The sequence below is a fragment of the Rhodococcus opacus genome (genome assembly GCF_012396235.1).
Classification (GTDB): domain Bacteria; phylum Actinomycetota; class Actinomycetes; order Mycobacteriales; family Mycobacteriaceae; genus Rhodococcus_F; species Rhodococcus_F opacus.
Genome location: NZ_JAAXPA010000018.1, coordinates 127288 through 154041 on the forward strand (window position 1 = coordinate 127288; position 26754 = coordinate 154041).

Consider the following 26754-nt stretch of genomic DNA (forward strand, 5'->3'; position numbering starts at 1 on the left):
CTCAGCTGCCGAGGGCGATCTTCGCGATCAGGCCTCGATGATCCGAACCCGTCAGGACAACCGATTCCACGGACTCCGCCTGCGCTCCGCTCGTGACGATGTGATCGATCGCGATCATCGGCGGGAACGGCTGCCGGTCTGCGGGATACGTGTTCTGGATTCCGGCACCCACCTGGTCCGCGGCATCGCGGTAGCGTCCGGTCACGAGGTTGCGGTACTTCACGTGGTCGCGGGTGGAGTTGAAGTCGCCGCTGACGATCACCGGTCCCGAGTCGGCGGGGACGGCGTCGAGAATGGTCTGGATGCGGTCCATTTCGCGCGACCACAGCGACGGATCCGACGGCCACGGCGGGACCGGGTGGAATGCGTACAGTGCCGTGCTCGCACCGTCCGGGAGTTCCACCCGCGCCGACAGCGCGGACAGGACGAATTCCGAGTGGTGGACCTTGTCGTTCAGCGGGTACCGGCTCCAGATCCCGGTTCCCTCGCCGCCACTGCCGGGCATGAGGAACGAGAACGGCAGCGTCGATTCGATTCCCGCGGCCACCAACCGGTCGACGGCCTCCGGTGTCAGTTCGTTGGTGGTGAGCACGTCGACGTCGTGGTCCCGGATCTGCCGGACGAGGGAGTCGGCGTCCGCGTTGCCGAGCCAGATGTTGGCCTGCATCACCGTCAGTTCCGGCCCGGACGCCGTCACCGAACTGTTGGCCACGTACAGCGGGCCCTGCGACAGGGTGGCCACCGCGGCCACGGCCAGCGCGACCCCGAAACCGATCCAGTGCCGGGTGATTCCCAGCAACAGCACCCCGGCCGCGGCGGCCGCCATCAGGTACGGCGCCGCGGACGCCAGCACGAGCAGACGCTGGTTCTGGACGTCGAGGAATCTCAGCACGACGCCGAACACGCCGACGAGCACCGCGAGCCACCCGAGCGCCGTCAGCGCCCGCACCCCCCAGGTGGCGATCACTCCCCGAAGACTCTCTCCACCACCGCCTTGGCCCGCCGGGTCACCCGCAGGTAGTTGTCGAGGAACTCGCCCGCGTCGCCGCCACCCCAGCCGGCGATCTGCGCGACCGCGGACAGCACCCGGCCCGAGCCGGGCAGCTGATCGGTGGCCTTGCCGCGAACGAGCACGAGGCAGTTGCGCGCCTTCGTCGCCGTGATCCACGCGTCACGCAGCAGATCGACGTCGGACTCGCTGAGCAACTCGGCGGCGCCGATCGCGTCGAGTGTCTCGAGAGTCGACGTGTTGTGCAGCGACTCGATCTCGTGGGCGTGCCGGAGCTGGATCAGCTGCACGGTCCATTCGATGTCGGCGAGACCGCCGCGCCCGAGCTTGGTGTGCGTCGCGGGGTCGGCGCCGCGCGGCAGTCGCTCGGAGTCGACGCGCGCCTTGATGCGCCGGATCTCACGGACCGCCTGCTCCGACACCCCGCCCTCCGGGTAGCGGGTCTTGTCGATCATGTGCAGGAAGCGCAGTCCCAGATCGGCGTCGCCCGCGACGTGATGCGCGCGCAGCAGTGCCTGGATCTCCCAGGCCTGCGCCCACTGCGCGTAATAGGCCTCGTAGGACGCCAGCGTGCGCACCATCGGGCCGCTGCGTCCCTCCGGGCGCAGGCCCGTGTCGACCTCCAGCGGCGGATCGGTGCTGGGCGCGCCGAGCAGAGCCCGCACCTTGTCGCCGATGCTGTTGGCCCACTTGACGGCGACCGTCTCGTCGATCCCCTCGCGCGGCTCGCACACGAACAGCACGTCCGCGTCGGAACCGTAGCCGAGCTCACCGCCACCGAGCCGGCCCATGCCGATCACCGTGAAGGTCGCGGGAGCGGGCGTGCCGAGTTCCTTCTCGCTCGCCTTGGTCACGGCCGCCAGGGCGGCATTGAGCACGGCCGCCCACACGGACGACAGCGCCTTGCAGACGCCCGGCACGTCGAGCATGCCGAGGATGTCCGCGGAGGCGATACGGGCCAGCTCGTAACGGCGCAGGGAGCGCGCCGCCGCGATCGCGCGGGCCGGGTCGTCGTGGCGTGCCGACGCCGTCAGGATGCCGCGCGCGACGTCCTCCGGCTTCGACTCCAGCAGCCGCGGTCCGGCCGGCGAATCCGCGAACAGGCGCACCACGTCCGGCGCCTTGATCAGCAGGTCGGGAACGTAGGCCGAGGATCCGAGTACCGTCATCAGCCGCTCGGCGACCGAGGCCTCGTCACGCAGCAGCCGGAGGAACCAGGTCTGATCGGTCATCGCGTCCGACAGCCGCCGGTACGCGAGCAGACCCGCATCGGGATCCGGTGTGTCGGCGAGCGATTCGAGCAGCGTCGGCAGCAGCAGCGCCTGGATACGGCCCTTGCGGGACGCGCCGCTGGTGAGTGCGGTGAGGTGCCCGAGCGCGTTCTCCGGGGCGGTGTAGCCCAGCGCCGCCAGCTGGCGGATGGCCGCGTCCGGGCTCAGCCGCAGAGCCTCCTTGTCGATGCGCGCCACCGATTCGAGCAGCGGCCGGTAGAACAGCTTGGCGTGCAGCCGTCGCACGCGGTGCGAGTTGCGCTTGATCTCCGCATTGAGAACGCCGAGTGCGTCCTTGCTGCCGTCGGGCCGCATGTGCGCCGCGCGAGCCAGCCAGCGCAGCGCTTCCTCGTCGTCGGCGGGCGGGAGGGTGTGCGTGCGTCGCAGCTTCTGCAACTGCAGCCGGTGCTCGAGCAACCGCAGGAACTCGTAGGACGCAGCGAGATTCGCAGCGTCGTCGCGGCCCACGTAGCCGCGGGCGGCGAGGGCGGTCAGCGCGTCGATGGTGCTCTGGACGTGCAGCGCCTCGTCCGCGCGCCCGTGCACGAGTTGCAGGAGCTGGACGGCGAACTCGACATCGCGCAGACTGCCGCGGCCCAGTTTCAGTTCGCGTTCGCGGAGTTCCGGCGGAACCATCTCCTCCACCCGGCGGCGCATCGCCTGCACCTCGGGAACGAAGTCCTCGCGCTCCGACGCGGTCCACACCATCGGGCTGAGGGCGTCGACGTACTGCTGTCCGAGCGCGACGTCGCCGATCATCGGGCGGGCCTTGAGCAGCGCCTGGAATTCCCAGGTCTTGGCCCAGCGCTTGTAGTACGCGACATGCGAATCGAGGGTGCGGACGAGTTCGCCGCGCTTGCCCTCCGGCCGCAGCGCGGCGTCCACGTCGAAGAAGGCCGAGGACCCGACGCGCATCATCTCGCCCGCGATCCGGCTGGCGATCGCGTCGGCGGGTTCGGCGACGAAGACCACGTCCACGTCGCTGACGTAATTGAGTTCGCGGGCACCGCACTTGCCCATGGCGATGACGGCCAGCCGCACGGGGCACGGCGCGTCGGGACACACGGCTGCGACGGCCACCGCGAGGGCGGCGTTCAGCGCGGCGTCCGCCAGATCGGACAGCTGATGCCCGACAGTCTGGTACGGAAGTACCGGTTCGTTCTCGACAGTCGCTGCGAGGTCGACGGCGGCGAGCAGCATCAGCTCGTCGCGGTACGCCTTGCGCAGCGCCGCGATGGCATCGGGTCCGGTCACCTTCGCCCGGTACAGTTTTGCGTCCGGGTGGGCGCCGTCCTCGGGTTCGGCCCCGACCGCGGCCATCATCGTGGCGGTCGCCTCGTCCTTCGACGGGAGGCGGACGTCGCCGGCGAGGATCTTCCAGGACGCGGGATCCGCGACCAGGTGGTCGCCGAACGCGCTGGACGCGCCGAACAGCCCGAACAACCGGCCACGCAGGCCCTTGTCGGTGCGGAGCGCCGCATCGAGTTCGGCCCAGCCCTCGCCGAGCCCGTCCTTCAGGCGCACCAGGGTGCGGAGGGCGAGGTCGGCGTTCGCGGCCCGCGACAACGACCAGAGCAGTTCGATGCTGTCTTCACCGACCCAGCCCAGATCGCGGAGTTCGGACGGAGCGGTCGGCTCGACGAGACCCAGACGACCCGGACCGGGAACGGCAGAACGCGCTGCCGGAGGCTTCACCATGCTCTTGCTCACAACCCCAGATACGTCTTGAGTTCGAACGGCGTCACGTGGCTCCGGTACTCCTCCCACTCGCGACGCTTGTTGCGCAGGAAGAAGTCGAACACGTGCTCGCCGAGTGCTTCGGCCACCAACTCCGACTTCTCCATCTCGCGCAGCGCGCCGTCGAGGTTGCCGGGCAGTTCCCGGTAGCCCATGGCGCGGCGCTCGGCCGACGTCAACGCCCACACGTCGTCCTCGGCCTCCGGGGGAAGTTCGTAGCCCTTCTCGATTCCGCGCAGACCGGCGGCGAGGAGCACCGCGAACGTCAGGTACGGGTTGCAGGCCGAATCTGGGCTGCGGATCTCGACGCGACGCGAGGACGCCTTGTTCGGCGTGTACATCGGGACGCGGACCAGCGCCGACCGGTTGGACGGGCCCCAGGACGCCGCCGTCGGGGCCTCGCCACCGTGGATCAGACGCTTGTAGGAGTTCACCCACTGGTTGGTGACGGCGCTGATCTCGTTGGCGTGCTCGAGGATGCCGGCGATGAACGCCTTACCGGTCTCCGACAGCTGCATCGGATCGTCCGGGTTGTGGAAGGCGTTGGTGTCGCCCTCGAACAGGCTCATGTGGGTGTGCATCGCCGAGCCGGCCTGATCGCTGAACGGCTTCGGCATGAACGTGGCGCGCACGCCCTCGGCGATCGCGACCTCCTTGACGACGTAGCGGAACGTCATCACGTTGTCGGCCATCGACAGGGCGTCCGCGTACCGCAGGTCGATCTCCTGCTGGCCGGGAGCCGCTTCGTGGTGGCTGAACTCGACGGAGATGCCCATCGACTCGAGTGCGTCGATCGCGTGCCTGCGGAAGTTGGGAGCGGAGTCGTGGACGGCCTGGTCGAAGTAGCCGCCGGAGTCGGCGGGCTTCGGCGGCGTGCCGTCGATCGGCCCGTTCTCCAGCAGGAAGAACTCGATCTCGGGGTGCACGTAGCAGCTGAAGCCCAGATCGCTCGCCTTGTTCAGCTGACGGCGCAGCACGTGCCGCGAATCCGCCCAGGAGGGGGAACCGTCGGGCATGGCGATGTCGCAGAACATGCGGGCGGAGTGCTGATGCCCCTTGCTCGAACTCCACGGCAGCACCTGGAACGTGGAGGCGTCCGGCTTCGCGACCGTGTCCGCCTCGGACACCCGGGAGAAGCCCTCGATCGCGGATCCGTCGAAGCCGATGCCCTCCTCGAAGGCACCTTCCAGTTCCGCGGGGGCGATCGCCACCGATTTCAGGTATCCGAGAACGTCCGTGAACCACAATCGGACGAACCGAATGTCGCGCTCTTCGAGGGTGCGAAGCACGAATTCCTTTTGGCGATCCATGTCCGCGAGAGTAAGCAAAGTTCGTTAAATCTGTGTTACTTCGTTGATTCGACTATGCCGGATTCCGCATCGTGCCAGCGTGCGGGCACCTCGGACGATCCCATCACAGGCGTGGGTCAGCACGTCAGGTCCGCGGGCGGCGCCGCGAGGTCGACGAGATAGTCCGAGACGGCGTCGTCGACGCACGCCTCGCCGTCGAGAACGACGGTGTGCTGAGTGCCCCGGTACGTGACGAGCGAGCCGTTCATCTGCTTCGCCAGATCCACGCCCGCCTGGTACGGCGTCGCCGGGTCCTCGGTCGTCGACACGACGACGACAGGCGGGATCCCGGGCGCCGACACGGTGTGCGGCGAGCCCGTGTTCGGCGCGGGCCAGAACGCGCAGACGTCCAGCGGCGCGCTGCCGGTGCCGCGACCGTCGTCGAGGAACGGCGCCGCCTGGCGGTACCGCACGTCCGCCTCCCCGACGGCCGCGCGGTCGGTGACGGGCGGATCGTCCATGCAGCGGATGGAATTGAAGGCGTCGTTGAGGTTGGAGTACGTGCCGTCGTCGGCGCGCCCCTCGTACAGATCGGCCAGCATCAGCAGCGAATCGCCCGTCCCCGTCTGCAGGCTCTCCAGGCCTCCACGGAGCGGGCCCCACAGATTCGGCGAGTACAGGGCCTGCTGGACGCCGGTGATCGCATCGGTGTAGCTGAGTCCGCGCGGGTCGGTGGTCGCGGCCGGCCTGGCGATCAGCGGGTCGACGAGCGCCCGGAACCTCGCGTTCGCCTGCGCCGGGTCGGTGCCGAGCGGGCAGTCCGGTTGCTGCATGCATTCCGCGGCGAACGCGTCGAACGCGGACTGGAATCCGGCCGCCTGCAGGATCACTTCCTCCGTCGGGTCCTGCTCGGGATCGAGGGCACCGTCGAGGACCATCGCGCGCACGTTGCCCGGGAACGTCTCCGCGTACGTCGAGCCGAGCCGGGTGCCGTACGAGTAGCCGAGGTAGTTGAGCTTCTCGTCACCGAGCACCGCCCGGATGACGTCCATGTCGCGCACCACGTCGTACGTTCCGACGTGTGCGAGGACGTCGACGCCGGTCCGCTCCGCACACTTGTCCGCGTACTCACGGTTCTCGGCCTCCGTCTGCGCGATTCCGGCGGGACTCATGTCGACGTCGTCGTCCTTGCGCCGCGCGTCCACCTCCGGCGGGGTCAGGCAGGTCACCTGCGGCGTGGACGCGCCGACGCCGCGCGGATCGAAACCGATGACGTCGAACCGCTCCGCGATGTCGGTGCCGTCGGCCACGGACGCCAGCCCGATACCCGACGCCCCCGGGCCACCGGGGTTCACGAGCAGCGATCCGACCTTGTCGCCGGTCGCCTTCGACCGGGAGACGGCGATCTGCGCGGTCGCACCCCCGGGGTTCGCGTAGTCGTTCGGCACGGTCACCTTCGCGCAGTCGAGAGTGTCGCCGAGCGGAGACCCGTCCGTGCTGTAGCCCTCGCACGACCCCCACTGCACCTGCTGCGTGTAGAACTCCTCGAGCCCGGCGGGGATCGGTCCGGCCGGAGCCGCCGCGGCCGCCGACGGTTCGGCGACGGCCTCACCGGTGTCCCGTCCGCCTCCCGCACAGCCTGCGACGACAAGGACGACGGCGATGCACCCCGCGAACGCGGCCGGTACCCGAGCACTCTTCGACATAGGACGATCGTGCCAGGGGTTCTGCGCCGGCAGGCCTTCCCGCAGGTCAGAGGACAGACGGTGGGTGTGACCTATCGCACCCGCGCGAGCCCTTCGCTCCCCCGCGGGGCGGTGGCAGACTGTAGGCGTCATCACCCGCACCCGGGGACCCGCCAAGGGCCTCGAGGCCAGAAAGGGACAACGATGTCCGATAGCAAGTCGTCCGCGAGCACGTCCGAAGATCGGCTCTACGGATCAGCACCATCGCACGACGTTCCCAAGCGCAAGACCCGAACCCACCACCTGCAGGCCATGAAGGCCGAGGGTGAACGCTGGGCGATGCTCACCGCCTACGACTACTCCAGCGCCCGCATCTTCGAGGAAGCCGGGATTCCCGTTCTCCTCGTCGGCGACTCGGCTGCCAACGTCGTCTACGGATACGAGACCACCGTCCCGGTCACGATCGACGAACTCCTCCCCCTCGTTCGCGGCGTCGTCCGCGGTGCGCCGCACGCTCTCGTGGTGGCGGACCTCCCGTTCGGCAGCTACGAGAGCTCCCCGGAGCAGGCTCTCGCGTCCGCGACCCGGTTCATGAAGGAAGGGCTGGCCCACGCGGTCAAGCTCGAGGGCGGCGAGCGTGTCGCGCCGCAGATCGCCGCGATCACCGCGGCAGGCATCCCCGTCATGGCCCACGTCGGGTTCACCCCGCAGAGCGTGAACTCGCTCGGCGGTTTCCGCGTACAGGGCCGCGGCGACGCCGCCGAGCAGTTGGTCGCCGACGCGATCGCCGTGCAGGAGGCCGGCGCGTTCTCCGTCGTCATGGAGATGGTGCCCGCCGAGATCGCAGGCCAGGTCACCCGCAAGCTCACCATCCCCACCGTGGGCATCGGAGCGGGCGTCGAGTGTGACGCCCAGGTCCTCGTGTGGCAGGACATGGCCGGCTACACCAGCGGCAAGACGGCGAAGTTCGTCAAGCGCTTCGGTAACGTCGGTGACGAGTTGCGTAACGCAGCCGCCGCATACGCGACCGAGGTACGCGCCGGAACGTTCCCGGCGGAAGAGCACAGCTTCTAGGTCGTCCTCGACTCACCGGGCCGGCACACACTCGAGGGGGATGTTCATGGGACAGCGACGCGTGCAGGGCACCGGACGTCGTCACCGCCCGGCCGTGATGGCGGCCGCGGCGGTGGCGGCCGCGGCGGTCGTCACGGGGTGTGCCGGACCGGGCCCCGCACCCGCACCCGGCACCACCCCACCCCCGGCCACCACCGCGGTTCCCGGCCCCGGCCTGGTGCCGGGTGGTGTCACCGAGGCGCAGGCCGCCCAGCTGTGCACCGACCTCGAAGGTCAGTTGCAGAGTTGGCGCACCTACACCCCGACCATCGGCAAGACCGGGTTGAACGGTCTGGTCGGCACGTGGATCGCGAAGAACAACCTCAACGCGCTCGACTTCCTGCAGGACCGGGGCCGGATCGACGTCATCACGACGGCGGCCTGCCCCGGCATCCGGCAGGAAGCGGTGACCGCTCTGGTGATCCCCGATCTGGCGTCCGGCCTGATCGGGTTCTGAGGCCGACGTGACCCAGCTGCGCACCCTGTACCCGCCGCTCGAGCCGTACCAGTTCGGGCATCTCGACGTCGGCGACGGTCAGCAGATGTACTGGGAGCAGAGCGGGAACCCCGCCGGGAAGCCGGTCGTGTTTCTCCACGGCGGGCCCGGCGGCGGCACCGATCCCGCGCAACGACAGTTCTTCGACCCGCAGGTGTACCGGATCGTGCTGCTCGACCAGCGCGGATGCGGCCGTTCCACACCCCACGTCGCCGACGGGGCCGATCTGTCGGTCAACACCACCGACCGTCTCCTCGGCGATGTGGAGTTGCTGCGCAGCCATCTCGGTATCGACCGGTGGCAGGTCTTCGGCGGGTCGTGGGGCTCCACGCTGGCTCTCGCCTACGCCCAGAAGCATCCCGGCCGGGTCACCGAGCTGGTGTTGCGCGGCATCTTCCTGCTGCGCCGCAGCGAGATCGACTGGTACTACAACGGCGGTGCCGGACATCTGTTCCCCGAACTGTGGGAGGAGTTCCTGGCGCCGGTGCCGGAGTCGGAGCGGGGTGGCGACCTCGTCGAGGCCTACCACCGGCTCCTGCAGTCCGACGATCCCGACGTCGCGACGCGGGCCGCGGTCGCGTGGTCCACGTGGGAGGGCGCGACGAGTTCGCTGCTCCCCAAACCGGAACGGGTGGTGGAGACGTCCCAGCCGAGGTTCGCGCTGGCCTTCGCCCGCATCGAGAACCACTACTTCCACAACCGCGGGTTCCTCGACGAGGGTCAGCTTCTCCGGGACGCCGCCGCGCTGGACGGCATTCCGGGCGTGATCGTGCAGGGGCGCTACGACGTGGTGTGCCCGGCGACCAGTGCGTGGGCGCTGCACCGGGCCTGGCCGGGTTCGCGGCTCGAGATCGTCGACGACGCGGGACACTCGGCGATGGAGCCGGGCATCGTGCATCACCTCGTCGAGGCAACGGACCGGTTCCGCGACTGACGCGCTATGCGGGGTAACCGAACTCGACGGTCCGCTTCGCGACGTCGGCGGAGACGAGCCTGATCTTCACCTGTTCGCCCTCGGCGGGGTCGCCCACGCATTTCGCCATCACGGACACGGACGGGACGAACACGTCCGCGGTGCGCTTGCCGTTCCGTGACCGCAGCACGGTCGCGTCGAACGTCTCCCCCACCCGGTCGGCGAGCACCGTCGCTTCGGTGAGGTCGATGCAGGCGCGGTCGATCTTGCTCGCGAGGGAATCCGAGCCGACCATGATCTCGGGCATCGAACCCAGGGCGTCCCGCGCCCAGGACGGCACCGGCGTTCCGGCGGTGACGGCGAGGCACACCTCCGTCGAGTACCGATCCGAGAGCCGGCGCAGCGGCGCGGTCACGTGGGCGTACGGGGCGCCGATGGCGGCGTGCGTGGTCAATTCGGGCAGGGCGCCGTCGAACGCCGCGTAGTCGGCGCCCCGCAGCAGCGACGGCGCCTCGGTCATCAGCACCAGCGTCGACGCCGAATTCGGGTCGAGCCGCGCCAGGAGTTCACCGACGCCGACGCTCTCCGGCCAGTCGATCCCCAATGCCGACGCCGTGCGTCGCAGCGCCTCGACCGCGTCCGGTCCGGCGGGCGGCAGGGTGCGGAGCAGCCCGACCTTCGCGTCGAGCATCATGTCCGCGGCGCACATTCCGGTGAGGAGCGAGACCTCGGCGTTCCAGTCGTCGGCCTCGGTGCGGGGCGCGAGGTCGACCCGCCAGCCGTCGCCGTCCGGCACCACTTCCTGCTCGGGGAGCCGGAGTTCGATCGCTCCGCGCGCCACCGCCGCCGCCGTGCGGAGCCGGCCGAACTCCGGCAGCGACGCGATGGACGGATGCAGTCTCCCCGCCTCCGAATCGGCCTGCACCCCGGCGTAGTTCAGCCGTGCCACGGAACGCACCGTCGCACGGGACACCGTGCAGGACAAGGGTGTGGCCGATTCGTCGAGTTCGATCCGCCACACCACCGCCGGGCGGTCCTCGTCGGGGAGAAGACTCGCGGATCCCTCGGAGAGTTCCTTCGGGTGCAGCGGCACCTTGCCGTCGGGGAGGTAGAACGTCTGCCCGCGTTTGCGGGTTTCCACGTCGAGCACCCCACCGGGCTCCACGACGGCGCCGACGTCCGCGATCGCGTAGTGCAGGACGAATCCGACCTGTGTCCGCTCCAGATGCAGCGCCTGATCGAGATCCAGGGAATCGGGCGGATCGATGGTGACGAACGCCAGATCGGTGCGGTCCTCCCGCTCGGACGCGTACCGGTCGGACGCCGCCCGCGCCTGCGCGACCGCCGCGGGCGGATACCCCTCCGGCAGGTGGAATTCGGTGCGCACGGTGCCGAAATCGATTCCGCGCGCGACGAAACGACTCATCGGCACCTCACGCACACCCTCTCGACAACGCTAGTTGTTCCACTCCTCGTCTGCCCGGTCCGCCGCCTTGTTCCGCTCCGCGGCGATCTGCAGCGCCTTCTCGGCGGACGCGCGATCGGGGTACGGGCCCATCCGGGACATCGACGATGCCGCCTTCCCCTGCGTGACCGTGCCGTCCTCGACGTTGTAGTACCAGAGATGATCTTCGTCAGTCATGCCCTCAGTGTGGCACCGGTGGGACGTGTGGGGTTGTGGATCACGCTCATACTGTTACCCTCGGAGTCCTGTCCGGTGATACGGTCCCCGGCGCCGGTCAGTGCGGTGCCGATGGCTCGCCTCCCGGCGCAGTGCCCGAACAGAGAATGGAGCGAGCATGTCAACGATCATTTTTGATCAGCTACTTCCCTACCTCGGTGCCGAAGGCGCCACCTACTGGGCCCAACTGCTGATGGTCGATCCCGTCTGACGGCTATCGATCAGTCGATACGTCGAAGCCCCCGCCGGACCTGTCCGGCGGGGGCTTCGACGTGAGCGGGCAGGCACGTCCGCGACACATTCGTGACGATTCTCCGAACGCTTCGCCCTGCCCTGGGGACGGGACGTCTCTAGGCTGACCTGATGGCAGTGAATCCAGCGATCGAGGGTCGTGTCTATCCGCCGACCGAGCCCTACCTCGTCGGCCGCGAGAAGATCAGGGAATTCGCCCGCGCCGTCTTCGCCACCAACCCGACGTCCTTCGACGTCGGCAGTGCCCGCGCCGCCGGTCACGCCGATCTCGTTGCCCCGCCCACGTTTCCCGTCATCGTGCAGGAACGCGCACTGGCGCAGCTCGTCGCCGATCCGACGTCGGGAATCGAGCCGGTCAATCTGGTGCACAGCACCGAACACGCCACGTCCATCCGCCCGGTCGTCGCGGGCGACGAACTCTCCGCGGTGCTCACCGTCACGAACGTGACGTCACGCGGTCCGCATACACTGCTCGTCGCCGACATCGAGATCCTCGACGCCGCAGGCGATCACGTGAGCACCATGACGTCGACGCTGTTCGTCAGGGGGGAGGAATGACGTCGCCGCAGCGAATCATGCTCGGCGACACCGTCGCCAAGGCCCGATATCACGTGACCCGGGAATCCCTGGTTCGCTATGCCGGGGCGTCCGGTGATTTCAACTCCATCCACTACCGGGACGACGTCGCGAACGCCGTGGGCCTGCCCGGTGTGCTGGCGCACGGAATGCTGACGCTGGGACTGGCGACGCAGTGCGTCGTCGACTGGCTCGGCGACCCGGCACGGGTCACCGGATACCGCGCCCGCTTCACCAAGCCGGTGATCGTCGCCCCGGACGACGGCGCGGTCGTCGAGGTCGTCGCGAAGGCCGCACAGGTCGACGAGGCCGCGGGCACTGCGAGGATCGACCTGACGGTGACGTTCGACGGGCACACCGTGCTCGGCAAGTCACAAGTCTGGATTTCACTGCGCTGAGCGCGCCCGACATACTGGGCCGATGATCGGTGTCGTGATGACCGCGTTCGCGGTGCTCGGTCTCCTGACCGTCATTCCGGGTCCGGACATGGCGGTGGTGACGCGCGCCGGCCTGTCCGGTGGACGCGGCGCCGCGCTGCGAGCGACGTTCGGCGTGGTCGCCGGGTTGATGGTGTGGGGCGCGCTGACCGTCGTCGGGCTCGGCGCGGTGCTCGCCGCCTCCGCGGAGGCCTACACCGTCGTGAAGATCGTCGGCGGGATGTACCTGGCGTATCTGGGCCTCTCCACCCTCTGGCGCAGCCGGTCGCGACAACGCACCGCCGCGCCCGGACCGGCACAGGTTCCGTCGCCGGGGTCGAGTTGGCGGGCCGGGTTCCTGACCAACCTCCTGAACCCGAAGATCGCAGTGTTCTACACCGGCCTGCTCCCCCAGCTCGTTCCGCCCGGGTGGCCGACCGCCCCGACCCTGGCGTTGCTCGTGCTCGTTCACGGGCTCCTCGGGATCGTCTGGCTCGGCGCGTACAGCCTTCTGCTGACCCGTGCCCGCACCACGCTGGAGAAGCCGTCGGTGCGGCGGGTCCTGGATCGGATCACCGGAACGGTCCTCTTCGGTTTCGGCGCCGTCGTCGTCGCCGAGGCGCGGTAGGGCCGAGGTCAGTTCCGGGAATCGCCGGAAGTCGCCGAGCTGCCGCCGAGCAGAATCGTGCTGATCAGATTCGGGTCGTCGGTCATCGGGACATGCCCGATGCCGGGCAGGACCAGTATCCGCGCCTGCGGGAGGAATCGGCGCACCCGCCGTGCCTGATACACCGGCAGAATCAGGTCGCGGCGCCCCCACGCCACGGTGACCGGAACCGTCGCGTCGACGACCGGCGGAAGATCGAACGAGGCCGTCACCCCCTTGTCGACCAGGGCGTTGGTGGTGAGCGAGTGCGCGTCGACCACGGCATCCTCGTACGGCACCCGGCTGGGCCGTGCGAAGAAGGCGGCAAGCGAGGGATAGCGGACAGCCTTGTATCGCAAAGCCTTCGGAGCGTTCGGACCCATTGCCCGGGCGAGTCCGCGCAGGGCCCGGAACGTGTAGATGGTGCGGGCCTGATCGGCGTGGTTGACGAAGAAGCCGGCCGGTGAGAGCGCCGTGGCCGAGGCGACCTCGCCCCTGGCCGCCAGCGCGAGGGACAGCCAGCCTCCGAGCGAGTTTCCGGCGACGTGGGGCCGTTCGCCGGGCGGCGTCACCGAGCGGACGAACCCGCTCAGTTCCTCGAGGAGTTGATCCATCATGTCCGGGCCGTCTTCGAGTGCCGCCGATTCTCCGTGTCCCGGAAGGTCGACGGTGACCACTCGGCGATAGGGCGTCAACTGGTCCAGCAGGGCGTTCCAGGCCTGCCGGCGATGCACCACCCCGTGCACGAGTATCAGGGTGGGGCCGGAGCCGGCGATGTCGTGGGGCAAGTCCATGGACAGATGTTACCGCTATCACGAGTAACATCTACTGCCGCCGATAGAGGGGCCCCATCACCCACGGACGTGGGCGACGGGCCCCGGCATCGACCCCGATTCGGGTCAGTCGGGCCGTTGCGGGAAAGATGCTAACCGGTCTGTTTGTTACTCGCCAGTCAGGATCGAGACCTCGCCGACCGGCGCACGGGTGAGGCGGACGAGTTGGCGTGTAAGCCGGATCCTGTCCCCGAGCGCCGAAGCGCCGGGTGGCGACCATCCATCTGGGCACACCGTCGCCGGGTACCTCGAGCGGTTCACCCGCAGGCTCGGGCGAGCAGCCCTCGGACACCTGCGCAGCCGCACCGGGACCCGGAGGATCCGGTGCGGCCTTCAACCTTGCTCCGGGCGGGGTTTACCTAGCCACCCCGGTCACCCGGGGTGCTGGTGCGCTCTTACCGCACCGTTTCACCCTGACCGACGCCTCACCCCGGAGGATGTGGCGTCGGCGGTCTGTTTTCTGTGGCACTGTCCCGCGAGTCACCTCGGGTTGCCGTTAACAACCGCCCTGCTCTGTGGAGTCCGGACTTTCCTCGACTCAGGGCCTGTGCACTGATGTGCTGGTTCCCTGTGCCGCGGTCGCCCGGCCAACTCGTCCGCCCGATCAGCCTACAGTTCGCGCGAACGTGTCATGCCGCCGCACTATGGTCTGATCATGACCCGATACGCCGCCCTCCTGCGCGGCATCAATGTGGGCGGCATCAACATCAAGATGGCCGACCTCCGCAGCACCTTCGTCGATCTGGGATTCGAGAACGTGAAGACCGTCCTCGCGTCGGGCAACGTGCTGTTCGATTCCGACCGTGACGACGTCCCCGCACTGAAGAGTGAGATCGAATCCGGGCTGCGTGCCGAATTCCACTACGAAGCCTGGGTTTTCGTCCTCGACCTCGACACGGTTCGACAGATCGTCGACGACTACCCGTTCGACCCCGAGCGAGAAGGCTGGCACCCGTACGTGCTGGTGACGCCCGAACCCGAGGTCCTGGACACCCTTCTGAGCATCGGGGACGAGCTGGATCCGGAGGTCGAACGGGTGCGGGCCGGCGACGGCGTCCTGTACTGGGAAGTCGAACGGGGTATGACGCTCAGGAGCAGGTTCGGCAAGAGCACCGGCGCTCCCAAGCTCAAGGCGTTCACCACGACCCGGAATCTGCGCACCCTCCACAAACTCCTGAAGTGACCCGTCGGTGACAGTTCTGGCGGTGGCGCTCGTCGCCGGAGTCCTCGTCTTCGCGGTCGTGCGTCCACGGAGGCTGCCCGAGATCGTCGCGGCCGCACCGGCCGCGGTCGTCGTCCTCGCCACCGGTCTGGTGACGCCGGCGGAGGCCTGGGACGAAGTGTCGGAGATGGCCCCGACCGTCGGGTTCCTGGCGGCGATCCTCGTCCTTGCGCACCTCGCGGACGCCATGGGGGTGTTCACCTGGATCGCGGGCCGGTTGCGGCGCGGGGCGCGGGGGGATCCGAAGAGGTTGCTGACTCTCGTGTTCGCGGCGGCGGCGCTGACCACCGCGGTCCTGAGCCTCGATGCCACGGTGGTCCTGCTGACACCGGCGGTGATCGCCACCGCCCGCTCGCTGCGGATGGATCCGCGCCCCCATTCGTATGCCACCGCGCACCTGTCGAACACCGCGTCGACCCTGCTGCCCGTCTCCAACCTGACGAACCTCATCGCGTTCTCGGCGACCGGGTTGAGCTTCCTGCATTTCACCGCCGTGATGGCGCTGCCGTGGGCCGTGGCGATCCTCGTCGAATTGATCTTGTTCCGAGTGTTCTTCCGGCGGCACCTCGTCCGGCCCGAAGCCGAGCCGGAGCCGAAACGTGACCCGCCGGCGCCGGTAGTCGCACTGTCGATCATCGCGGCCACACTCCTGGGGTTCGCGGTGTCCGGCTTCGTCGGGGTCGCACCGGCGTGGGTGGCCGCGGCGGGGGCGATCGTGCTGGGCGTCGTCGCCCTGCGCGACGGCCGGACCAGCGTGGGCCGGATCGTGTATTCGATCGACGTGTGGTTCTGCGGGTTCGTCCTGATCCTCGGCGTCGTCGTGGCCGGGGTCGCGAACGGTCCGATCGGCGAATGGATCGCCACGCGACTGCCGACCGACACGTCGTTCACGGCGTTGCTCACGATGGCCGTCGTCGCCGCGGTCGCCGCGAACCTGGTGAACAACCTCCCCGCCACGCTGCTCCTGCTGGCAGCGCTCGGACCGCACGCTCCGACCGGACTCGTGCTGGCGATGCTGCTCGGTGTGAACCTCGGCCCCAACCTCACGTACGTGGGGTCGCTGGCGATCATGCTGTGGCGGCGCGTCGCCGCGCGCGCCGGATCTCCCGCAGATCTCCGGACGTTCACGCTTCTCGCGCTGGTGACCACGCCGTTGACCCTGCTCGCCGCGGTCGTTGCCCTCTGGGCCTGTGAGTACTTGTTAACCGCCCGCGGTTAACAAGTACTCACAGGTGGGAGGTGTCGTTGACCAGGCGGACGGACGAGCCGCCGTCGGGATAGAACTCGGCGATGCTCAGCGACGCCAGATCAAGATGCAGCTTGTACAGCAGGGACGGTCCCGCGTCGAGCGCCAACTGCAACAGGGTCTTGATGGGGGTCACGTGGGTGACCACGAGGATCGTGGAGCCGGCGTAGGAGGCGGTGAGGTCGTCGCGGACCTTCAGGATGCGCTCCCGCACCTCGTCGAAGCTCTCCCCCGCGGGCGGGCACACCGACGTGTCCGACAACCACTTGCGGTGCAGTTCGGGGTCACGCTCGGCAGCTTCCCGGAACGTGAGGCCCTCCCACTCGCCGAAGTTGGTTTCGGTGAGGCCCTCGTGCACGGTGACCGGGAGTCCGAGCACCTTCGCCGCCGCCGTCGCGGTCTGCTGCGCGCGTCCCAGCGGGGACGACACCACGGCCGCGATTCCGCTGTTGCCTGCAAGGCGAGCGGCCGCGCCGTTCGCCTGGGCCTGCCCGATCTCGGTGAGGGCCGGGTTCCCGCGACCCGAGTACCGCCGGTCGACGGACAGCGCGGTCTGCCCGTGCCGGAGCAGCAGCATCCGGGTCGGGGCGCCCGTCGTGTCCATCCAGCCGGGTGCCGTGGGGGTGGCCTTCTCCGGCTGGACGGCAGCCGGTTCCGGTTCGGCGTCGGAATCGCCGGCGGCGCCGTCCATGGCTTCGTTGGCGAGGCGGTCGGCGTGCGCGTTCTCCGCCCGCGGAATCCAGGTGTACGTCACAGAATCGAACTGCCGGGCGAGTGTGGACGCCTGGCGCTGCAGCGGAATCATGTCCGGGTGCTTCACCTTCCAGTGCCCGGACATCTGCTCGACCACCAGTTTGGAGTCCATCCGCACGTCCACCTCGGACGCGCCGAGTTCGGCGGCGGCGTCGAGACCGGCGATCAGGCCCCGGTACTCGGCGACGTTGTTGGTGGCGATCCCGAGGCTCTCCTTGCGTTCCGCGAGAACGGTGCCGTGGGTGGCGTCGAACACCACGGCGCCGTAGCCGGCGGGTCCGGGATTGCCGCGCGAACCACCGTCGGCCTCGACGACGACCCGACCGGCACTCACAGACCCGACTCCTTCGTGCGCACCAGGATCGCGCCGCATTCCGAGCAGCGCACCACGACGTCGGGTGCGGTGGCGGTGATGCGGGAGATCTCGCCGCGGTCGAGTTCGATGCGGCACGCTCCGCAGCGCCGGGCCTGCAGCAGCGCCGCTCCGACACCGTTCTGGCTGCGCTGCTTCTCGTAGACGGCGATCAGGTCGGCGGGGAACTGGTCGGCCAGCGCTGTGCGGTCGCGGATGCAGCGCTGCTCGGCGGCGTCCAGATCCGCGACGGCGTCGTCCCGGCGGCGGGCGGCGTCGATGAGGTCTTCCTCGATCTGCGACAACTGCGCACCGGCGTGGTCGTGGTCGGACTGCGACGCCTCGCGCCGTTCCATCACCTCGAGCAATTCGTCCTCGAGCAGTCCCTGACGGCGGACGAGGCTGCCGAGTTCGTGTTCGAGTTCGGTGAGCTGCTTCGATCCGACCGTTCCGCTCTGGAGCAGCGTGCGGTCGCGGTCCTCGCGCTGACGGACGGCGTCGACCTCACCTTCGAGCTTGCGGATGTCGCGGTCGAGATCGTCGAGGACGATTTCGACGGCCACCGCCGCGTCCTTACGGGTGACGCGCTCCGCCTCGAGCCGCTCGACTTCCTGACGCTCCGGAAGCGCGGTGCGTCGGTGGGCGATCCTCGACAGCTCCGCATCGACGCCGGCGAGGTCGAGAAGCTTGGACTGCACCTGTGGTTCGACGTTCACGCGTGGTAACTCCTGCTGTCTTCTGTGAAGGGTTCTTGTGTGCAGATTGCTGGGTGTCAACCGTACCCCGGCGGATCACCGGTTTCGGCCGGACGGCGCTACGACGGCGACGCGCTGACCGACCACGGATCGGTCCGTACGGCCGACACCCGAACCTGCCAATCCGGTGTATGGCCGAACGCGGTGTCGAGGACGCCCTTGGCCTGGTCACACCACGGCTGCTCGCTCGCCCAGTGCGCGACGTCGATCAGGGCCGGCCCCCCGGCGCGCAGGTGCTCGTCCGCCGGGTGGTGTCGCAGATCGGCGGTGACGTAGGCGTCCACGCCGAGTCGGGAGACGGCGTCGAGGTACGAGTCGCCGGAGCCGCCGCACACCGCGACGGTGCGGATCGTCGCTTCGGGGTCGCCCGCGGCCCGCACGCCCCACGTCGTGGCGGGCAGCGCGTCCGCCACCCGGTCGGTGAAGTCCCGCAGCGACAGCGGGTCGGGCAGCTCCCCGACCCGCCCGAGTCCGCGGGGTCCGGGGAACGTCGCCATCTCGAACACGTCGAACGCGACCTCCTCGTACGGGTGGGCGGCGCGCATCGCGGCGAGCACGTTCTGCCGGATGCCGCGCGGAGCGATCACCTCCACCCGGCTCTCCTCGACACGTTCGAGCGCACCGACCGCGCCGAGGGTGGGGTTCGCACCGTCGGTCGGGAGGAACTGGCCCTGCCCGGTGACGGACCAACTGCAGTCGCGGTAGTTGCCGATGTGCCCGGCGCCCGCGTCGAACAGGGCGCGCCGCACCGTATCGGCGTCGCCGGCCGGGACCAGGACGACCCACTTGTCCAGGTTCTCGGTGGGGTGCGGGTCGATCGGTCCGGTGACGGTGAGTCCGAGTGCCGCGGCCAGGGCGTCGGAGACGCCGGGGTCCGCGGAGTCGGCGTTGGTGTGCGCGGTGAACAGGGCGCATCCGGTCTTGATCAGCTTGTGGACGAGTGCGCCCTTCGGCGTGTGGGCGCCGACGGTGTCGACGCCGCGCAGCAGCAGTGGGTGGTGGACGAGGAGAAGGTCGGCGCCGGCGTCGATCGCCTCGTCGACGACGGCGGCGGTCGGATCGACCGCGATCGTCACCGTCGTCACCGTGTCGTCGGGGTCGCCGCACACGAGTCCGACGGAGTCCCACGATTCAGCGAGGGCGGGCGGGTACGCCGCATCCAGGGTCGCGATCACGTCGGCGAGACGCACCGGATTCACAGGATCTCCTTCATCGCGTCGATCAGGACATCGGTCTGCTCACGGGGTCGCACCGCGACCCGGAGGAAGTCGGGACCGAGTCCGGGGAACGTGTCGCACCGCCGCACGGCGATGCCCCGCTCGCGCAGTTGCTTCCGCACGAGTTCGCCGTCCGGCAGTCGGAGCAGCAGGAACGGTGCGACGGCGGGCTGGTGCACCGCGACGCCGATCTCGTTCAGCCGCCGGATCAGGTAGTCCCGCCACGCACCCAGCACGACGGCGTGCTCCCGGGCGGCGGCGACGGCGTCCGGTTCGCTGCATGCGGCGATCGCCTCCACCTGCAGGCTTCCCAGTGGCCAGTGCGCCCGCCCCACCTGCAGGCGTTCGAGGATCTCCGGGGAGCCGAGCGCGTATCCGCAGCGCAGCCCGGCCAGTGCCCACGTCTTGGTGAGGCTGCGCAGCACCAGTACGTCGGGCAGCGAACGACCGGCGAGCGACTCGACCTCACCCGGCACCGCGTCGGCGAACGCCTCGTCGACCACGACGATCCGGCCGGGCCGGCGCAGCCGCAGGATCTCCTCCGCCGGGTGCAGCACGGAGGTGGGGTTGGTCGGGTTGCCGATCACCACCAGGTCGGCGGAGTCGGGGACCGCGGCGGCATCCAGGACGTACGGGTCGTCGAGGAGCACCTGCGTGACGGGCACGTTCGCCTCCCGCAGGGCCCACTCCGGTTCCGTGAACGACGGATGGATCAGTGCCGCCTCCCGGACCCCGAGCCGCGGGAGCAGGGAGAAGCCCTCGGCCCCACCCGAGAGGAGCAGCACCTCCTCGGGCGAGCGGCCGTGCCGGGCGGCGACGGCGGTCCGGGCGACGCGATCGGCCCCGACGGTGGGATAGGAGCCCAGGCGCGGCAACGCGTCCGCGAGGCGCAGTCGCAGCCATTCCGGGGGCCCGTCGCCCTGCACGTTCACTGCGAAATCGAGGAGACCGGGCCCCGCATCCACGTCTCCGTGGTGACGCAGGCTCTCCCGGCTACCGGCACGAATGTCCACAACCGTCGAGCCTAAGGGACAATGGTCCGGTGACATCTCTCTCCACCTCCCCGTCCTCCGCCCCTTCGGCCCTGTCGGCTCCGATCGTGCTGTTCGATCTCGACGGCACGCTCACCGACTCCGCGCCCGGCATTCACGCCGGGTTCCGTCATGCGCTCGCGACGATCGGGCAGCCGGAACCGACCGACGAGATGATCGACGCCGTCATCGGCCCGCCGATGATCGACACGTTCCGGTCGATGGGGCTGGACGAAGACGTCGTGCAGCAGGCGATCGCGGCCTACTTCGAGCGCTACGACAGCGTGGGGTGGGCGGAGAATGCCGTCTTCGACGGCATCGAGAAGGTGCTGATCGACGCCCGCGACAGCGGCCGACGGCTCGCCGTCGCCACGTCGAAGTCCGAACGGTTCGCGATCCGCATCCTCGAACACTTCGAGCTGGCCCACTACTTCGAGTTCATCGGCGGCGCCAGCGACGACGGCAGTCGCCGCGCCAAGTCGGACGTGATCGCCCACTCCCTCCGGAACCTGGGAGTCGCCGCCGCCGAGGGCGCCACCCCCGACGTCCTGATGGTCGGCGACCGTGACCACGACGTCCTCGGTGCCGCGCACTGGGGTATCCCCGCGGTGTTCGTCGAGTGGGGTTACGGTTTCCCGGCCGAGGCCGAGCGCGCGCACACGACGGCGGAGACCGTCGCCCACCTCGGGAAGCTGCTCGATGCCGCAGCCTGACACCCCGCTGCACGTGACGTTCGTGTGCACCGGCAACATCTGCCGCTCCCCCATGGCTGAGAAGATCTTCGCCGAACACCTCCGCCGGGAAGCCCTCGACGACCGGGTGATGGTGAGCAGCGCCGGGACCCACGGCTGGCACGTCGGCCGCGAGGCCGACATCCGCACCAACGAGACCCTGAAGCTGAACGGGTACCCGACGGGCCACACGGCCGCGGAGGTCGGACCGTTCCATCTCGGCGCCGATCTGGTGGTCGCACTGGCGGCCAACCATGACCGTGAGCTTGCCCACATGGGGGTGCCCGACGAACGCCGCCGGTTGCTGCGCAGCTTCGACCCGGACGCGGACACGTCGTCCGTCCCCGACCCCTTCTACGGCGACCTCGAGGACTTCGAACGGGTCCGCCTGCAGATCGAGGCCGCGGTGCCCGGGTTGCTCGACTGGGTGCGCAGCCGGTAACCCACGATCAGGGTCCCCACCTGCGAGCGGCTACCGTGGAGGCGTGCGAAGGCTGAGATTTCTGTTGCGACCCGGCTGGTTGGTGTTGGCCTTGGTGGTCGCCGGATTCGCATTCATGTGTTTCTACGTGCTCGCGCCGTGGCAGCTCGGCAAGAACACGTCGACGGAGCACCGGAACCAGCTGATCGCCGACTCGGTCGACGCCGACCCCGTTCCGCTGGAGACCCTGCTGTCCGGCGCGGCCCCGAATCCGGACGACGAGTGGCGCCGCGTCACCGCGACCGGGTCCTACGTCCAGAACAGTGACCTGCTGGTCCGGTTGCGGTCCATCGAATCGCAGCCCGCCTACGAGGTCCTGACCCCGCTGCAACTGACGGACGGTCGCACGATCCTGGTCAACCGCGGCTACGTCCGACCGGTCCAGGGAACCGAGCCGCCGCCGGTGGATCCGCCACCGGCCGGGCCGGTGACGCTCGACGGTCGCGTCCGCAAGTCGGAGGGCACCATCGCCGGCAAGGAGCCGATCGACGAGAACGGGCTCCGCCAGGTGTATTACATCGACGCGGGTCAGATCGGCGGTTTCATCGGCACCGACCTCGTCGACGCGTACGTGCAACTCGAACCCGATCAGCCCGGCGGCCTCGGGACCATCCCGCTCCCGCAACTCGACGCGGGCCCGTACCTGTCGTACGGCTTGCAGTGGCTGGCGTTCGGCATCATGGCCCCACTCGGCCTGGCCTACTTCATCCGCGCGGAGTGGCGCGAACGCCGCAAGGAGAAGTCCGCGAAGACCTCCGAGGCCTCCGCTCCGGCTCCCGCACCGGTGGCCCGGAAGAAGCCGTTCACCCGAAGCAAGCCGGTGGAATCAACTCCTCGGACGGCGGCGGAAGCGAAGCTGGCCGACCGCTACGGCAAGGGCCGCTGACACCAGCGCCGCGCCGCCCTGCACCGCGGCGGACAGCTTCACCGCACGGTCGAGGTCGACGGGCCGGGGCGACGCCCCGGAGCCGAGGACGGGTCGCATCTCGACGCCGTGCGCGTATTCGGTGCGCCCGCCCAGTGAGATCCCGAGTGCGCCCGCCGCGCTGGCCTCCGCGACGCCCGCGTTGGGGCTGGGGTGCTGGGACGCGTCGCGTCGCCACGCCTCCCACGCCTCGTTCGGCGACCCGCCGACCGTCGGTGCGGCCGCGACGGTCAGCGCACCCGTCAGGCGGGCGGGCAGCAGGTTGAGGACGTCGTCCCACCGCGCCGCCGCCCAGCCGAAGTTGCGGTACTTCGGCGAGCGGTACCCGACCATCGCGTCCAGGGTGTTGGACGCCCGGTAGACGAACAGTCCGGGGATGCCTGCCACCGCGCCCCACACGAATGCCCCGACCGCCGAGTCGGACGTGTTCTCGGCCACCGACTCCAGCGTCGCCCGCGTGAGCCCGTCGACGCCGAGCACGCTGGGGTCGCGACCGCACAGCGACGGCAGCAGGGAGCGGGCGGCGGCAAGATCGTCCGCCTCCAGGTGTGCGGCCATGGTCGATCCGGTCCGTCCGAGCGACGTTCCGCCGAGCACGGCCCACGTCGCGGCGGCCGTTCCGGCCGCCTCGCCTGCCCATCCCCCGCGCCGCGCCACCTGCGTCGCGGCGACCCCCAGACCCGCCGCTCCGCCGACCAGGACGGCCACGTGCAGGATCCCGGCCGACCGGGAGTCGCGGTACGTCGCCTTCTCCAATGCCATTGCCGTGCGGCCGAATCCGGCCACGGGATGCCACCGGGCAGGATCGGCGAACACACGGTCGGCGGCGAAGCCGAGAAGCAGTCCGGCAGCACGCGCGGTGGCGGGACGGGAGGTTCGATGCACGCCGATATTTGTATCAACTAACGTTGCAGGCGATGTAAAGGAGCGTCCCATGAGTGCCGCGATCGACGAGTACCTGGCAGGCAAGGACCCGGACGCCACCGAGCGCCTACTGCAGTTCCGTGACCTCGTTCTCGCGTGCGGGGAGGTGGACGAGCGAGTCCACCGGACGGAGATCGCGTGGGCTCGTGCCCGCGTCTTCGCTGCCGCGTTCATCTATTCGTCGCGGCTCGAGATCGCCCTCGACCTGCGCCGGCGCGTCCATCACCCCCAGCTGCGCGAGGCGTTTCCCACCACGAAGACGGTGATCACGCACCGCTTGACGATCACCTCCGACGATCAGCTCGACGACACGCTGGCCGCGCTCCTCGCCGAGGCCTACGACACGGTGGGTCCGGGCACTCGCGCGCGCTAGCCGGGTGGACAATTGCGCACCGATTCGCCGGAAACCCGCGCAATAGCGTGTGCGTCTCACCAATCCGTCGGCAGCTGCGAACGCGCACCCGTTCCGGTCGGAATGTCGGATTCCTGAAACTCTGCTGAGTATCTCGCCAAGCGCCCTTTCCTGCGCCTACCATGGTAAATGCCGCCTCGTTCCCCCCATTCAGGGCGGCGCACGGCCCCGCCCTGCTCACATCTTCGGTGCTGACTCAACACACCCACGTGGCCCGGCGGGGTTCTGCGCGTCCGGTGGACATTCGTGTGAGGCATTGGTTTCGCCGACTGCGCCTGGGACGATCGAGAGGTGTGCAGCGACCTGACGAAGCTCGGCGACGACGAACTGCTCGCCCAGCTGGATGAGCACCGAGCCCTGCTCGGGGAGTCGATCGCGAACGACTACGGCTGCGAAACGGTCCGCGGAGTCACGAGCCGGATCACAGCATTCGAGGCCGAACTCGATCGCCGCGGCTCCGCGGTCTCGCGCGATGCAACCTGACGGGCTACGTGCGGGACGTGCGGCTCGTGGCGGGCGCGGACCAGACGCCGGTCACTTCCCCGTCCTCCTCGTAGCGGTCGATCTTCACGATGCCCGCCCCGGATTCGGTGGGCCGGTGCGTCTCGTTGACGGCCTGGAAGTCTGATTCGAAGGTCTTGTCGCTCGACGTGCCGTTCCGCAGCGTCACCTTGTACCTGGGCATGTCAGGAATATGCCACTGCAGGCGGAGGTCCGGGCGATGAACAGGTTAACTTCACGAAACCGGTCACAGCACCGCAGCCGAACTGAAATGACACAAATCTGTGTCATTTCAGTCAGAACTGCTATCTTCGATACTGTGCCGTCCGACACACAGCTGATCTTCGCCGACCATGTCGGCCGCTTCTACGCGCGCCAGTACGGATTCCCGCCGATGGCGGGACGGCTGCTGGGATACCTGTTCGTCTGCGATCCGCCGCAACAGACGATCGACGAACTGGGCGAGGCGTTGCTGGCGAGCCGGAGCGCCATCACCGGGGCGGTCAAGCTGCTCGAGGGCTATCGGATGGCGCGGCGAACCCGTGTGGCCGGCGAGCGAGTGGACCGGGTGAGCCTGGACCCGGCGAGTCAGCAACCGCAGAACTTCGATTCCGCCCTCCACCGGGAGCATGCGGCGCTGTTCCGGGAGGGATTGGCGTTGCTGGCCGACGCTCCACCCGAACGCCGCGCCCCACTCGAGGAAATGGTCGCGCTGGCCGACTTCCTCAGCGAGCGACTTCCCGCCCTGCTGGACGAGTGGCACACGCATCGCGACGAGCTCCGGGATCGGCACACGAAGAAACTCGATCGAGAAGAGGAAGTACATCATGACTGAATCCGACCTGTCCGTCCTGCGCGAGCGCGCCGAGAACGGTGACGCCACAGCGGTGGACATCCTGATCGAGCTCGCCGGCGAGCGGGGTGACATGGACGAGCTCCGGCGCCTCGCCGACAACGGCAGCTCCGACGCGGCCGACCAGCTCATCGAAGTCGCTACCGAACTCGGCGACATGAACGAACTTCGCCGCCTCGCCGACAACGGCAACATCACCGCCGCCGAACAGCTCATGGAACTCACCGAGGAGTGAGACGAGGTGAGCGGCAGCCGACCGCGGCAGCGGCGCGAACACCGGCATCGAGAAAGCCCCGACCCGCGCGGAAACGCAGATCGGGGCTTTGCCTGACGGTGGGCGCGGAGGGTTTCGAACCCCCGACCGCTGGTGTGTAAAACCAGAGCTCTACCACTGAGCTACACGCCCGAACATCCGGCGAGAACCTCGCCGGATGCGCATCAGGACTCTAGCGTGGCGAGAGCCTTCTCCCAAGCTCCCTGGTCACGGGCCTCTCCGGGCCCGTTCATCTCGGCGAACCGGATGACGCCTTCCTTGTCGATGACGAAGGTGCCGCGGTTCGCGAAGCCCAGCTTCTCGTTGAAGACGCCGTACTGCTGCGCGACCGCACCGTGCGGCCAGAAGTCGGCGAGCAGCGGGAAGGTGTATCCCTGCTCGGCGGACCAGATCTTGTGTGTCGGCGACGCACCGACGGACAGCGCGAGAATCGCAGTCTCGTCGTTCTCGAACTTCGGCAGTTCGTCGCGAACCTTGCAGAGTTCACCCTGACACGTTCCGGTGAACGCGAGGGGGTAGAACACGAGCAGGACGTTCTTCTTTCCGCGGTAATCGGAAAGCGTCACTTCCTGATTGTTCTGATCCTTGAGAGTGAAATCGGGGGCGGTGGTGCCCACCTCGAGCGGCATGACGTGATCCTTAGGTGAGTGAACGAAAAGTGAGACTGCTCAGCGCTTGTTCGCGGGACGCGACTTCGGCTGAACCAGACGGCTTCCCGACCAGTCCCCGAGGTTAGCCGCCGACGTCTGGGTGAGACCGGCTGTAGGTGCGGACTCGGCGATCTCGCTGGGCTCGACGTGACCGGGCTGACCGGTCTTGGGGGTGAGGACCCACACGAATCCCTCGTCGGCCAGGGGGCCGATGGCATCCATGAGGGCGTCGACGAGGTCTCCGTCTTCGTCGCGCCACCACAGCAGCACGACGTCGATCACCTCGTCGGAATCCTCGTCGAGCAGTTCTCCACCGATGGTGTCCTCGACCGCGGCACGCAGGTCGTCGTCGGTGTCCTCGTCCCAGCCCAGTTCCTGTACCGCCATGTCGGCAGTGATCCCGAGTTTCTGAGCGTAGTTTTGGGCGTCCGCCGCGGCGACCACGGTGGGGTCCTCCTTTTGTTGACGGTGCTCGGATACCCGAACACCTGCCGGATGAAGATCAATTAG

At 69.0% G+C, this 26754-nt stretch carries 30 protein-coding genes, 1 tRNA gene and 1 other RNA gene; 15 read left to right on the plus strand and 17 right to left on the minus strand.

Annotated elements, in window-relative coordinates; translation table 11 throughout:
• Window position 1: 1 nt before the first annotated feature.
• The 4 genes from HGB39_RS23405 to HGB39_RS23420 form a co-directional block, all read right to left on the minus strand.
• A complete protein-coding gene (locus tag HGB39_RS23405) occupies window positions 2-967 on the minus strand; it encodes an endonuclease/exonuclease/phosphatase family protein (protein WP_005561166.1) in 966 nt (321 codons plus the stop codon).
• Complete coding sequence (locus tag HGB39_RS23410; protein ID WP_005254257.1) at window positions 964-3978, minus strand: bifunctional [glutamine synthetase] adenylyltransferase/[glutamine synthetase]-adenylyl-L-tyrosine phosphorylase; 3015 nt, start codon at window positions 3976-3978, stop codon at window positions 964-966. The genes HGB39_RS23405 and HGB39_RS23410 overlap by 4 nt, the downstream gene beginning before the upstream one ends.
• Window positions 3979-3986: 8 nt before the next feature.
• Window positions 3987-5327, minus strand: a complete 1341-nt coding sequence (glnA, locus tag HGB39_RS23415) for a type I glutamate--ammonia ligase (protein WP_005247775.1) — start codon at window positions 5325-5327, stop codon at window positions 3987-3989.
• A gap of 116 nt (window positions 5328-5443) precedes the next feature.
• Window positions 5444-7012: an alpha/beta hydrolase gene (locus HGB39_RS23420; RefSeq protein WP_005561167.1), complete on the minus strand. Its 1569-nt coding sequence runs from the start codon at window positions 7010-7012 to the stop codon at window positions 5444-5446.
• Between the two features lie 183 nt (window positions 7013-7195).
• Here HGB39_RS23420 and panB point away from each other — a divergent pair, with 183 nt between their 5' ends.
• From panB to pip, 3 genes are read left to right on the plus strand one after another with little or no spacing between them, the layout of a single operon-like run.
• On the plus strand, window positions 7196-8065 hold the full coding sequence (gene panB, locus HGB39_RS23425; protein ID WP_005247779.1) for a 3-methyl-2-oxobutanoate hydroxymethyltransferase: 870 nt from the start codon (window positions 7196-7198) through the stop codon (window positions 8063-8065).
• A gap of 40 nt (window positions 8066-8105) precedes the next feature.
• Window positions 8106-8561, plus strand: a complete 456-nt coding sequence (locus HGB39_RS23430; RefSeq protein WP_005254259.1) for a hypothetical protein — start codon at window positions 8106-8108, stop codon at window positions 8559-8561.
• 7 nt (window positions 8562-8568) lie between these two features.
• Window positions 8569-9534 (plus strand): prolyl aminopeptidase, encoded by a 966-nt coding sequence (gene pip / locus HGB39_RS23435; RefSeq protein WP_005254260.1) that lies wholly within the window; start codon window positions 8569-8571, stop codon window positions 9532-9534.
• Window positions 9535-9538: 4 nt separating this feature from the next.
• On the opposite strand, the gene HGB39_RS23440 is transcribed toward pip, so the two are convergent.
• Both HGB39_RS23440 and HGB39_RS23445 read right to left on the minus strand, forming a co-directional pair.
• Entirely contained in the window at window positions 9539-10939 is a 1401-nt protein-coding gene (locus HGB39_RS23440) for an RNB domain-containing ribonuclease (RefSeq protein WP_043790274.1), read from the minus strand.
• A gap of 30 nt (window positions 10940-10969) precedes the next feature.
• Window positions 10970-11155, minus strand: coding sequence for a hypothetical protein (locus HGB39_RS23445; protein ID WP_005254262.1), 186 nt, complete (start codon window positions 11153-11155; stop codon window positions 10970-10972).
• Between the two features lie 402 nt (window positions 11156-11557).
• Between HGB39_RS23445 and HGB39_RS23450 the strand changes: the two genes are divergently transcribed.
• From HGB39_RS23450 to HGB39_RS23460, 3 genes are read left to right on the plus strand one after another with little or no spacing between them, the layout of a single operon-like run.
• Entirely contained in the window at window positions 11558-12004 is a 447-nt protein-coding gene (locus HGB39_RS23450; RefSeq protein WP_005254263.1) for an FAS1-like dehydratase domain-containing protein, read from the plus strand.
• Window positions 12001-12420, plus strand: coding sequence for a MaoC/PaaZ C-terminal domain-containing protein (locus HGB39_RS23455; RefSeq protein ID WP_005567677.1), 420 nt, complete (start codon window positions 12001-12003; stop codon window positions 12418-12420). The genes HGB39_RS23450 and HGB39_RS23455 overlap by 4 nt, the downstream gene beginning before the upstream one ends.
• 22 nt (window positions 12421-12442) lie before the next feature.
• On the plus strand, window positions 12443-13066 hold the full coding sequence (locus tag HGB39_RS23460; protein WP_005567679.1) for a LysE family translocator: 624 nt from the start codon (window positions 12443-12445) through the stop codon (window positions 13064-13066).
• An 8-nt stretch (window positions 13067-13074) separates the two neighbouring features.
• Here HGB39_RS23460 and HGB39_RS23465 read toward each other — a convergent pair whose 3' ends face one another.
• Together HGB39_RS23465 and rnpB are read right to left on the minus strand one after the other, a co-directional pair.
• The gene (locus tag HGB39_RS23465) at window positions 13075-13878 is read right to left on the minus strand and encodes an alpha/beta fold hydrolase (RefSeq protein ID WP_005254266.1); all 804 of its coding nucleotides are present in this window, start codon (window positions 13876-13878) and stop codon (window positions 13075-13077) included.
• A gap of 196 nt (window positions 13879-14074) precedes the next feature.
• Window positions 14075-14512, minus strand: an RNA gene (gene rnpB, locus HGB39_RS23470) — RNase P RNA component class A.
• A gap of 60 nt (window positions 14513-14572) precedes the next feature.
• Here rnpB and HGB39_RS23475 point away from each other — a divergent pair.
• Window positions 14573-15100, plus strand: a complete 528-nt coding sequence (locus tag HGB39_RS23475; RefSeq protein WP_043790276.1) for a DUF1697 domain-containing protein — start codon at window positions 14573-14575, stop codon at window positions 15098-15100.
• Window positions 15101-15107: 7 nt separating this feature from the next.
• The gene (locus HGB39_RS23480; RefSeq protein WP_043790267.1) at window positions 15108-16358 is read left to right on the plus strand and encodes an SLC13 family permease; all 1251 of its coding nucleotides are present in this window, start codon (window positions 15108-15110) and stop codon (window positions 16356-16358) included.
• Window positions 16359-16365: 7 nt separating this feature from the next.
• Here HGB39_RS23480 and HGB39_RS23485 read toward each other — a convergent pair whose 3' ends face one another.
• The 4 genes from HGB39_RS23485 to cobC all read right to left on the minus strand — a co-directional run bounded on the left by HGB39_RS23485 (window position 16366) and on the right by cobC (window position 20475).
• Entirely contained in the window at window positions 16366-17472 is a 1107-nt protein-coding gene (locus HGB39_RS23485; protein WP_064080129.1) for a bifunctional RNase H/acid phosphatase, read from the minus strand.
• Complete coding sequence (locus tag HGB39_RS23490; RefSeq protein WP_005254270.1) at window positions 17469-18206, minus strand: zinc ribbon domain-containing protein; 738 nt, start codon at window positions 18204-18206, stop codon at window positions 17469-17471. Before HGB39_RS23490 ends, HGB39_RS23485 begins: the two co-directional genes overlap by 4 nt.
• 98 nt (window positions 18207-18304) lie before the next feature.
• Window positions 18305-19444 carry a Nif3-like dinuclear metal center hexameric protein gene (locus HGB39_RS23495; protein ID WP_005567684.1) on the minus strand — a complete coding sequence of 380 codons (1140 nt, stop codon included), beginning with the start codon at window positions 19442-19444 and terminating at the stop codon, window positions 18305-18307.
• On the minus strand, window positions 19441-20475 hold the full coding sequence (cobC, locus tag HGB39_RS23500) for an Rv2231c family histidinol phosphate aminotransferase CobC (protein ID WP_005567688.1): 1035 nt from the start codon (window positions 20473-20475) through the stop codon (window positions 19441-19443). The genes HGB39_RS23495 and cobC overlap by 4 nt, the downstream gene beginning before the upstream one ends.
• Before the next feature lie 29 nt (window positions 20476-20504).
• Between cobC and HGB39_RS23505 the strand changes: the two genes are divergently transcribed.
• From HGB39_RS23505 to HGB39_RS23515, 3 genes are read left to right on the plus strand one after another with little or no spacing between them, the layout of a single operon-like run.
• On the plus strand, window positions 20505-21206 hold the full coding sequence (locus tag HGB39_RS23505) for an HAD-IA family hydrolase (protein WP_005567691.1): 702 nt from the start codon (window positions 20505-20507) through the stop codon (window positions 21204-21206).
• Window positions 21193-21666 (plus strand): low molecular weight protein-tyrosine-phosphatase, encoded by a 474-nt coding sequence (locus HGB39_RS23510; protein ID WP_005254274.1) that lies wholly within the window; start codon window positions 21193-21195, stop codon window positions 21664-21666. Before HGB39_RS23505 ends, HGB39_RS23510 begins: the two co-directional genes overlap by 14 nt.
• 43 nt (window positions 21667-21709) lie before the next feature.
• Window positions 21710-22591, plus strand: a complete 882-nt coding sequence (locus HGB39_RS23515; protein WP_043790269.1) for an SURF1 family cytochrome oxidase biogenesis protein — start codon at window positions 21710-21712, stop codon at window positions 22589-22591.
• Here HGB39_RS23515 and HGB39_RS23520 read toward each other — a convergent pair.
• Window positions 22532-23515, minus strand: coding sequence for a cobalamin biosynthesis protein (locus HGB39_RS23520; protein WP_005567694.1), 984 nt, complete (start codon window positions 23513-23515; stop codon window positions 22532-22534). The genes HGB39_RS23515 and HGB39_RS23520 overlap by 60 nt on opposite strands.
• Window positions 23516-23564: 49 nt before the next feature.
• Here HGB39_RS23520 and HGB39_RS23525 point away from each other — a divergent pair, with 49 nt between their 5' ends.
• Both HGB39_RS23525 and HGB39_RS23530 read left to right on the plus strand, forming a co-directional pair.
• A complete protein-coding gene (locus HGB39_RS23525) occupies window positions 23565-23927 on the plus strand; it encodes a DUF5655 domain-containing protein (RefSeq protein WP_005247817.1) in 363 nt (120 codons plus the stop codon).
• Window positions 23928-24257: 330 nt separating this feature from the next.
• Window positions 24258-24449 carry a hypothetical protein gene (locus HGB39_RS23530; RefSeq protein WP_005254278.1) on the plus strand — a complete coding sequence of 64 codons (192 nt, stop codon included), beginning with the start codon at window positions 24258-24260 and terminating at the stop codon, window positions 24447-24449.
• 4 nt (window positions 24450-24453) lie between these two features.
• On the opposite strand, the gene HGB39_RS23535 is transcribed toward HGB39_RS23530, so the two are convergent.
• On the minus strand, window positions 24454-24651 hold the full coding sequence (locus HGB39_RS23535; protein ID WP_005567696.1) for a hypothetical protein: 198 nt from the start codon (window positions 24649-24651) through the stop codon (window positions 24454-24456).
• Between the two features lie 135 nt (window positions 24652-24786).
• On the opposite strand from HGB39_RS23535, the gene HGB39_RS23540 reads away from it, so the two are divergent.
• Window positions 24787-25302: a GbsR/MarR family transcriptional regulator gene (locus HGB39_RS23540; protein ID WP_005567698.1), complete on the plus strand. Its 516-nt coding sequence runs from the start codon at window positions 24787-24789 to the stop codon at window positions 25300-25302.
• Window positions 25295-25555, plus strand: a complete 261-nt coding sequence (locus tag HGB39_RS23545; protein ID WP_005247825.1) for a hypothetical protein — start codon at window positions 25295-25297, stop codon at window positions 25553-25555. The genes HGB39_RS23540 and HGB39_RS23545 overlap by 8 nt, the downstream gene beginning before the upstream one ends.
• A 99-nt stretch (window positions 25556-25654) precedes the next feature.
• Here HGB39_RS23545 and HGB39_RS23550 read toward each other — a convergent pair.
• The 3 genes from HGB39_RS23550 to HGB39_RS23560 all read right to left on the minus strand — a co-directional run bounded on the left by HGB39_RS23550 (window position 25655) and on the right by HGB39_RS23560 (window position 26688).
• Window positions 25655-25726: transfer RNA gene (locus tag HGB39_RS23550), tRNA-Val, on the minus strand.
• Between the two features lie 32 nt (window positions 25727-25758).
• Entirely contained in the window at window positions 25759-26223 is a 465-nt protein-coding gene (locus HGB39_RS23555) for a peroxiredoxin (protein WP_005247827.1), read from the minus strand.
• A gap of 39 nt (window positions 26224-26262) precedes the next feature.
• Window positions 26263-26688 carry a DUF3052 domain-containing protein gene (locus HGB39_RS23560; RefSeq protein WP_005247829.1) on the minus strand — a complete coding sequence of 142 codons (426 nt, stop codon included), beginning with the start codon at window positions 26686-26688 and terminating at the stop codon, window positions 26263-26265.
• Window positions 26689-26754: the final 66 nt, after the last annotated feature.

Bases quoted from the DNA above. Each gene is read 5' to 3' on its own strand.
- HGB39_RS23410 (WP_005254257.1), bottom strand. From the start codon at position 3,978: ATGGTGAAGCCTCCGGCAGCGCGTTCTGCCGTTCCCGGTCCGGGTCGT.
- glnA (WP_005247775.1), bottom strand. From the start codon at position 5,327: ATGGATCGCCAAAAGGAATTCGTGCTTCGCACCCTCGAAGAGCGCGAC.
- HGB39_RS23420 (WP_005561167.1), bottom strand. From the start codon at position 7,012: ATGTCGAAGAGTGCTCGGGTACCGGCCGCGTTCGCGGGGTGCATCGCC.
- panB (WP_005247779.1), top strand. From the start codon at position 7,196: ATGTCCGATAGCAAGTCGTCCGCGAGCACGTCCGAAGATCGGCTCTAC.
- HGB39_RS23430 (WP_005254259.1), top strand. From the start codon at position 8,106: ATGTTCATGGGACAGCGACGCGTGCAGGGCACCGGACGTCGTCACCGC.
- HGB39_RS23440 (WP_043790274.1), bottom strand. From the start codon at position 10,939: ATGAGTCGTTTCGTCGCGCGCGGAATCGATTTCGGCACCGTGCGCACC.
- HGB39_RS23445 (WP_005254262.1), bottom strand. From the start codon at position 11,155: ATGACTGACGAAGATCATCTCTGGTACTACAACGTCGAGGACGGCACG.
- HGB39_RS23450 (WP_005254263.1), top strand. From the start codon at position 11,558: ATGGCAGTGAATCCAGCGATCGAGGGTCGTGTCTATCCGCCGACCGAG.
- HGB39_RS23455 (WP_005567677.1), top strand. From the start codon at position 12,001: ATGACGTCGCCGCAGCGAATCATGCTCGGCGACACCGTCGCCAAGGCC.
- HGB39_RS23460 (WP_005567679.1), top strand. From the start codon at position 12,443: ATGATCGGTGTCGTGATGACCGCGTTCGCGGTGCTCGGTCTCCTGACC.
- HGB39_RS23465 (WP_005254266.1), bottom strand. From the start codon at position 13,878: ATGGACTTGCCCCACGACATCGCCGGCTCCGGCCCCACCCTGATACTC.
- HGB39_RS23475 (WP_043790276.1), top strand. From the start codon at position 14,573: ATGACCCGATACGCCGCCCTCCTGCGCGGCATCAATGTGGGCGGCATC.
- HGB39_RS23510 (WP_005254274.1), top strand. From the start codon at position 21,193: ATGCCGCAGCCTGACACCCCGCTGCACGTGACGTTCGTGTGCACCGGC.
- HGB39_RS23525 (WP_005247817.1), top strand. From the start codon at position 23,565: ATGAGTGCCGCGATCGACGAGTACCTGGCAGGCAAGGACCCGGACGCC.
- HGB39_RS23535 (WP_005567696.1), bottom strand. From the start codon at position 24,651: ATGCCCAGGTACAAGGTGACGCTGCGGAACGGCACGTCGAGCGACAAG.
- HGB39_RS23545 (WP_005247825.1), top strand. From the start codon at position 25,295: ATGACTGAATCCGACCTGTCCGTCCTGCGCGAGCGCGCCGAGAACGGT.
- HGB39_RS23555 (WP_005247827.1), bottom strand. From the start codon at position 26,223: ATGCCGCTCGAGGTGGGCACCACCGCCCCCGATTTCACTCTCAAGGAT.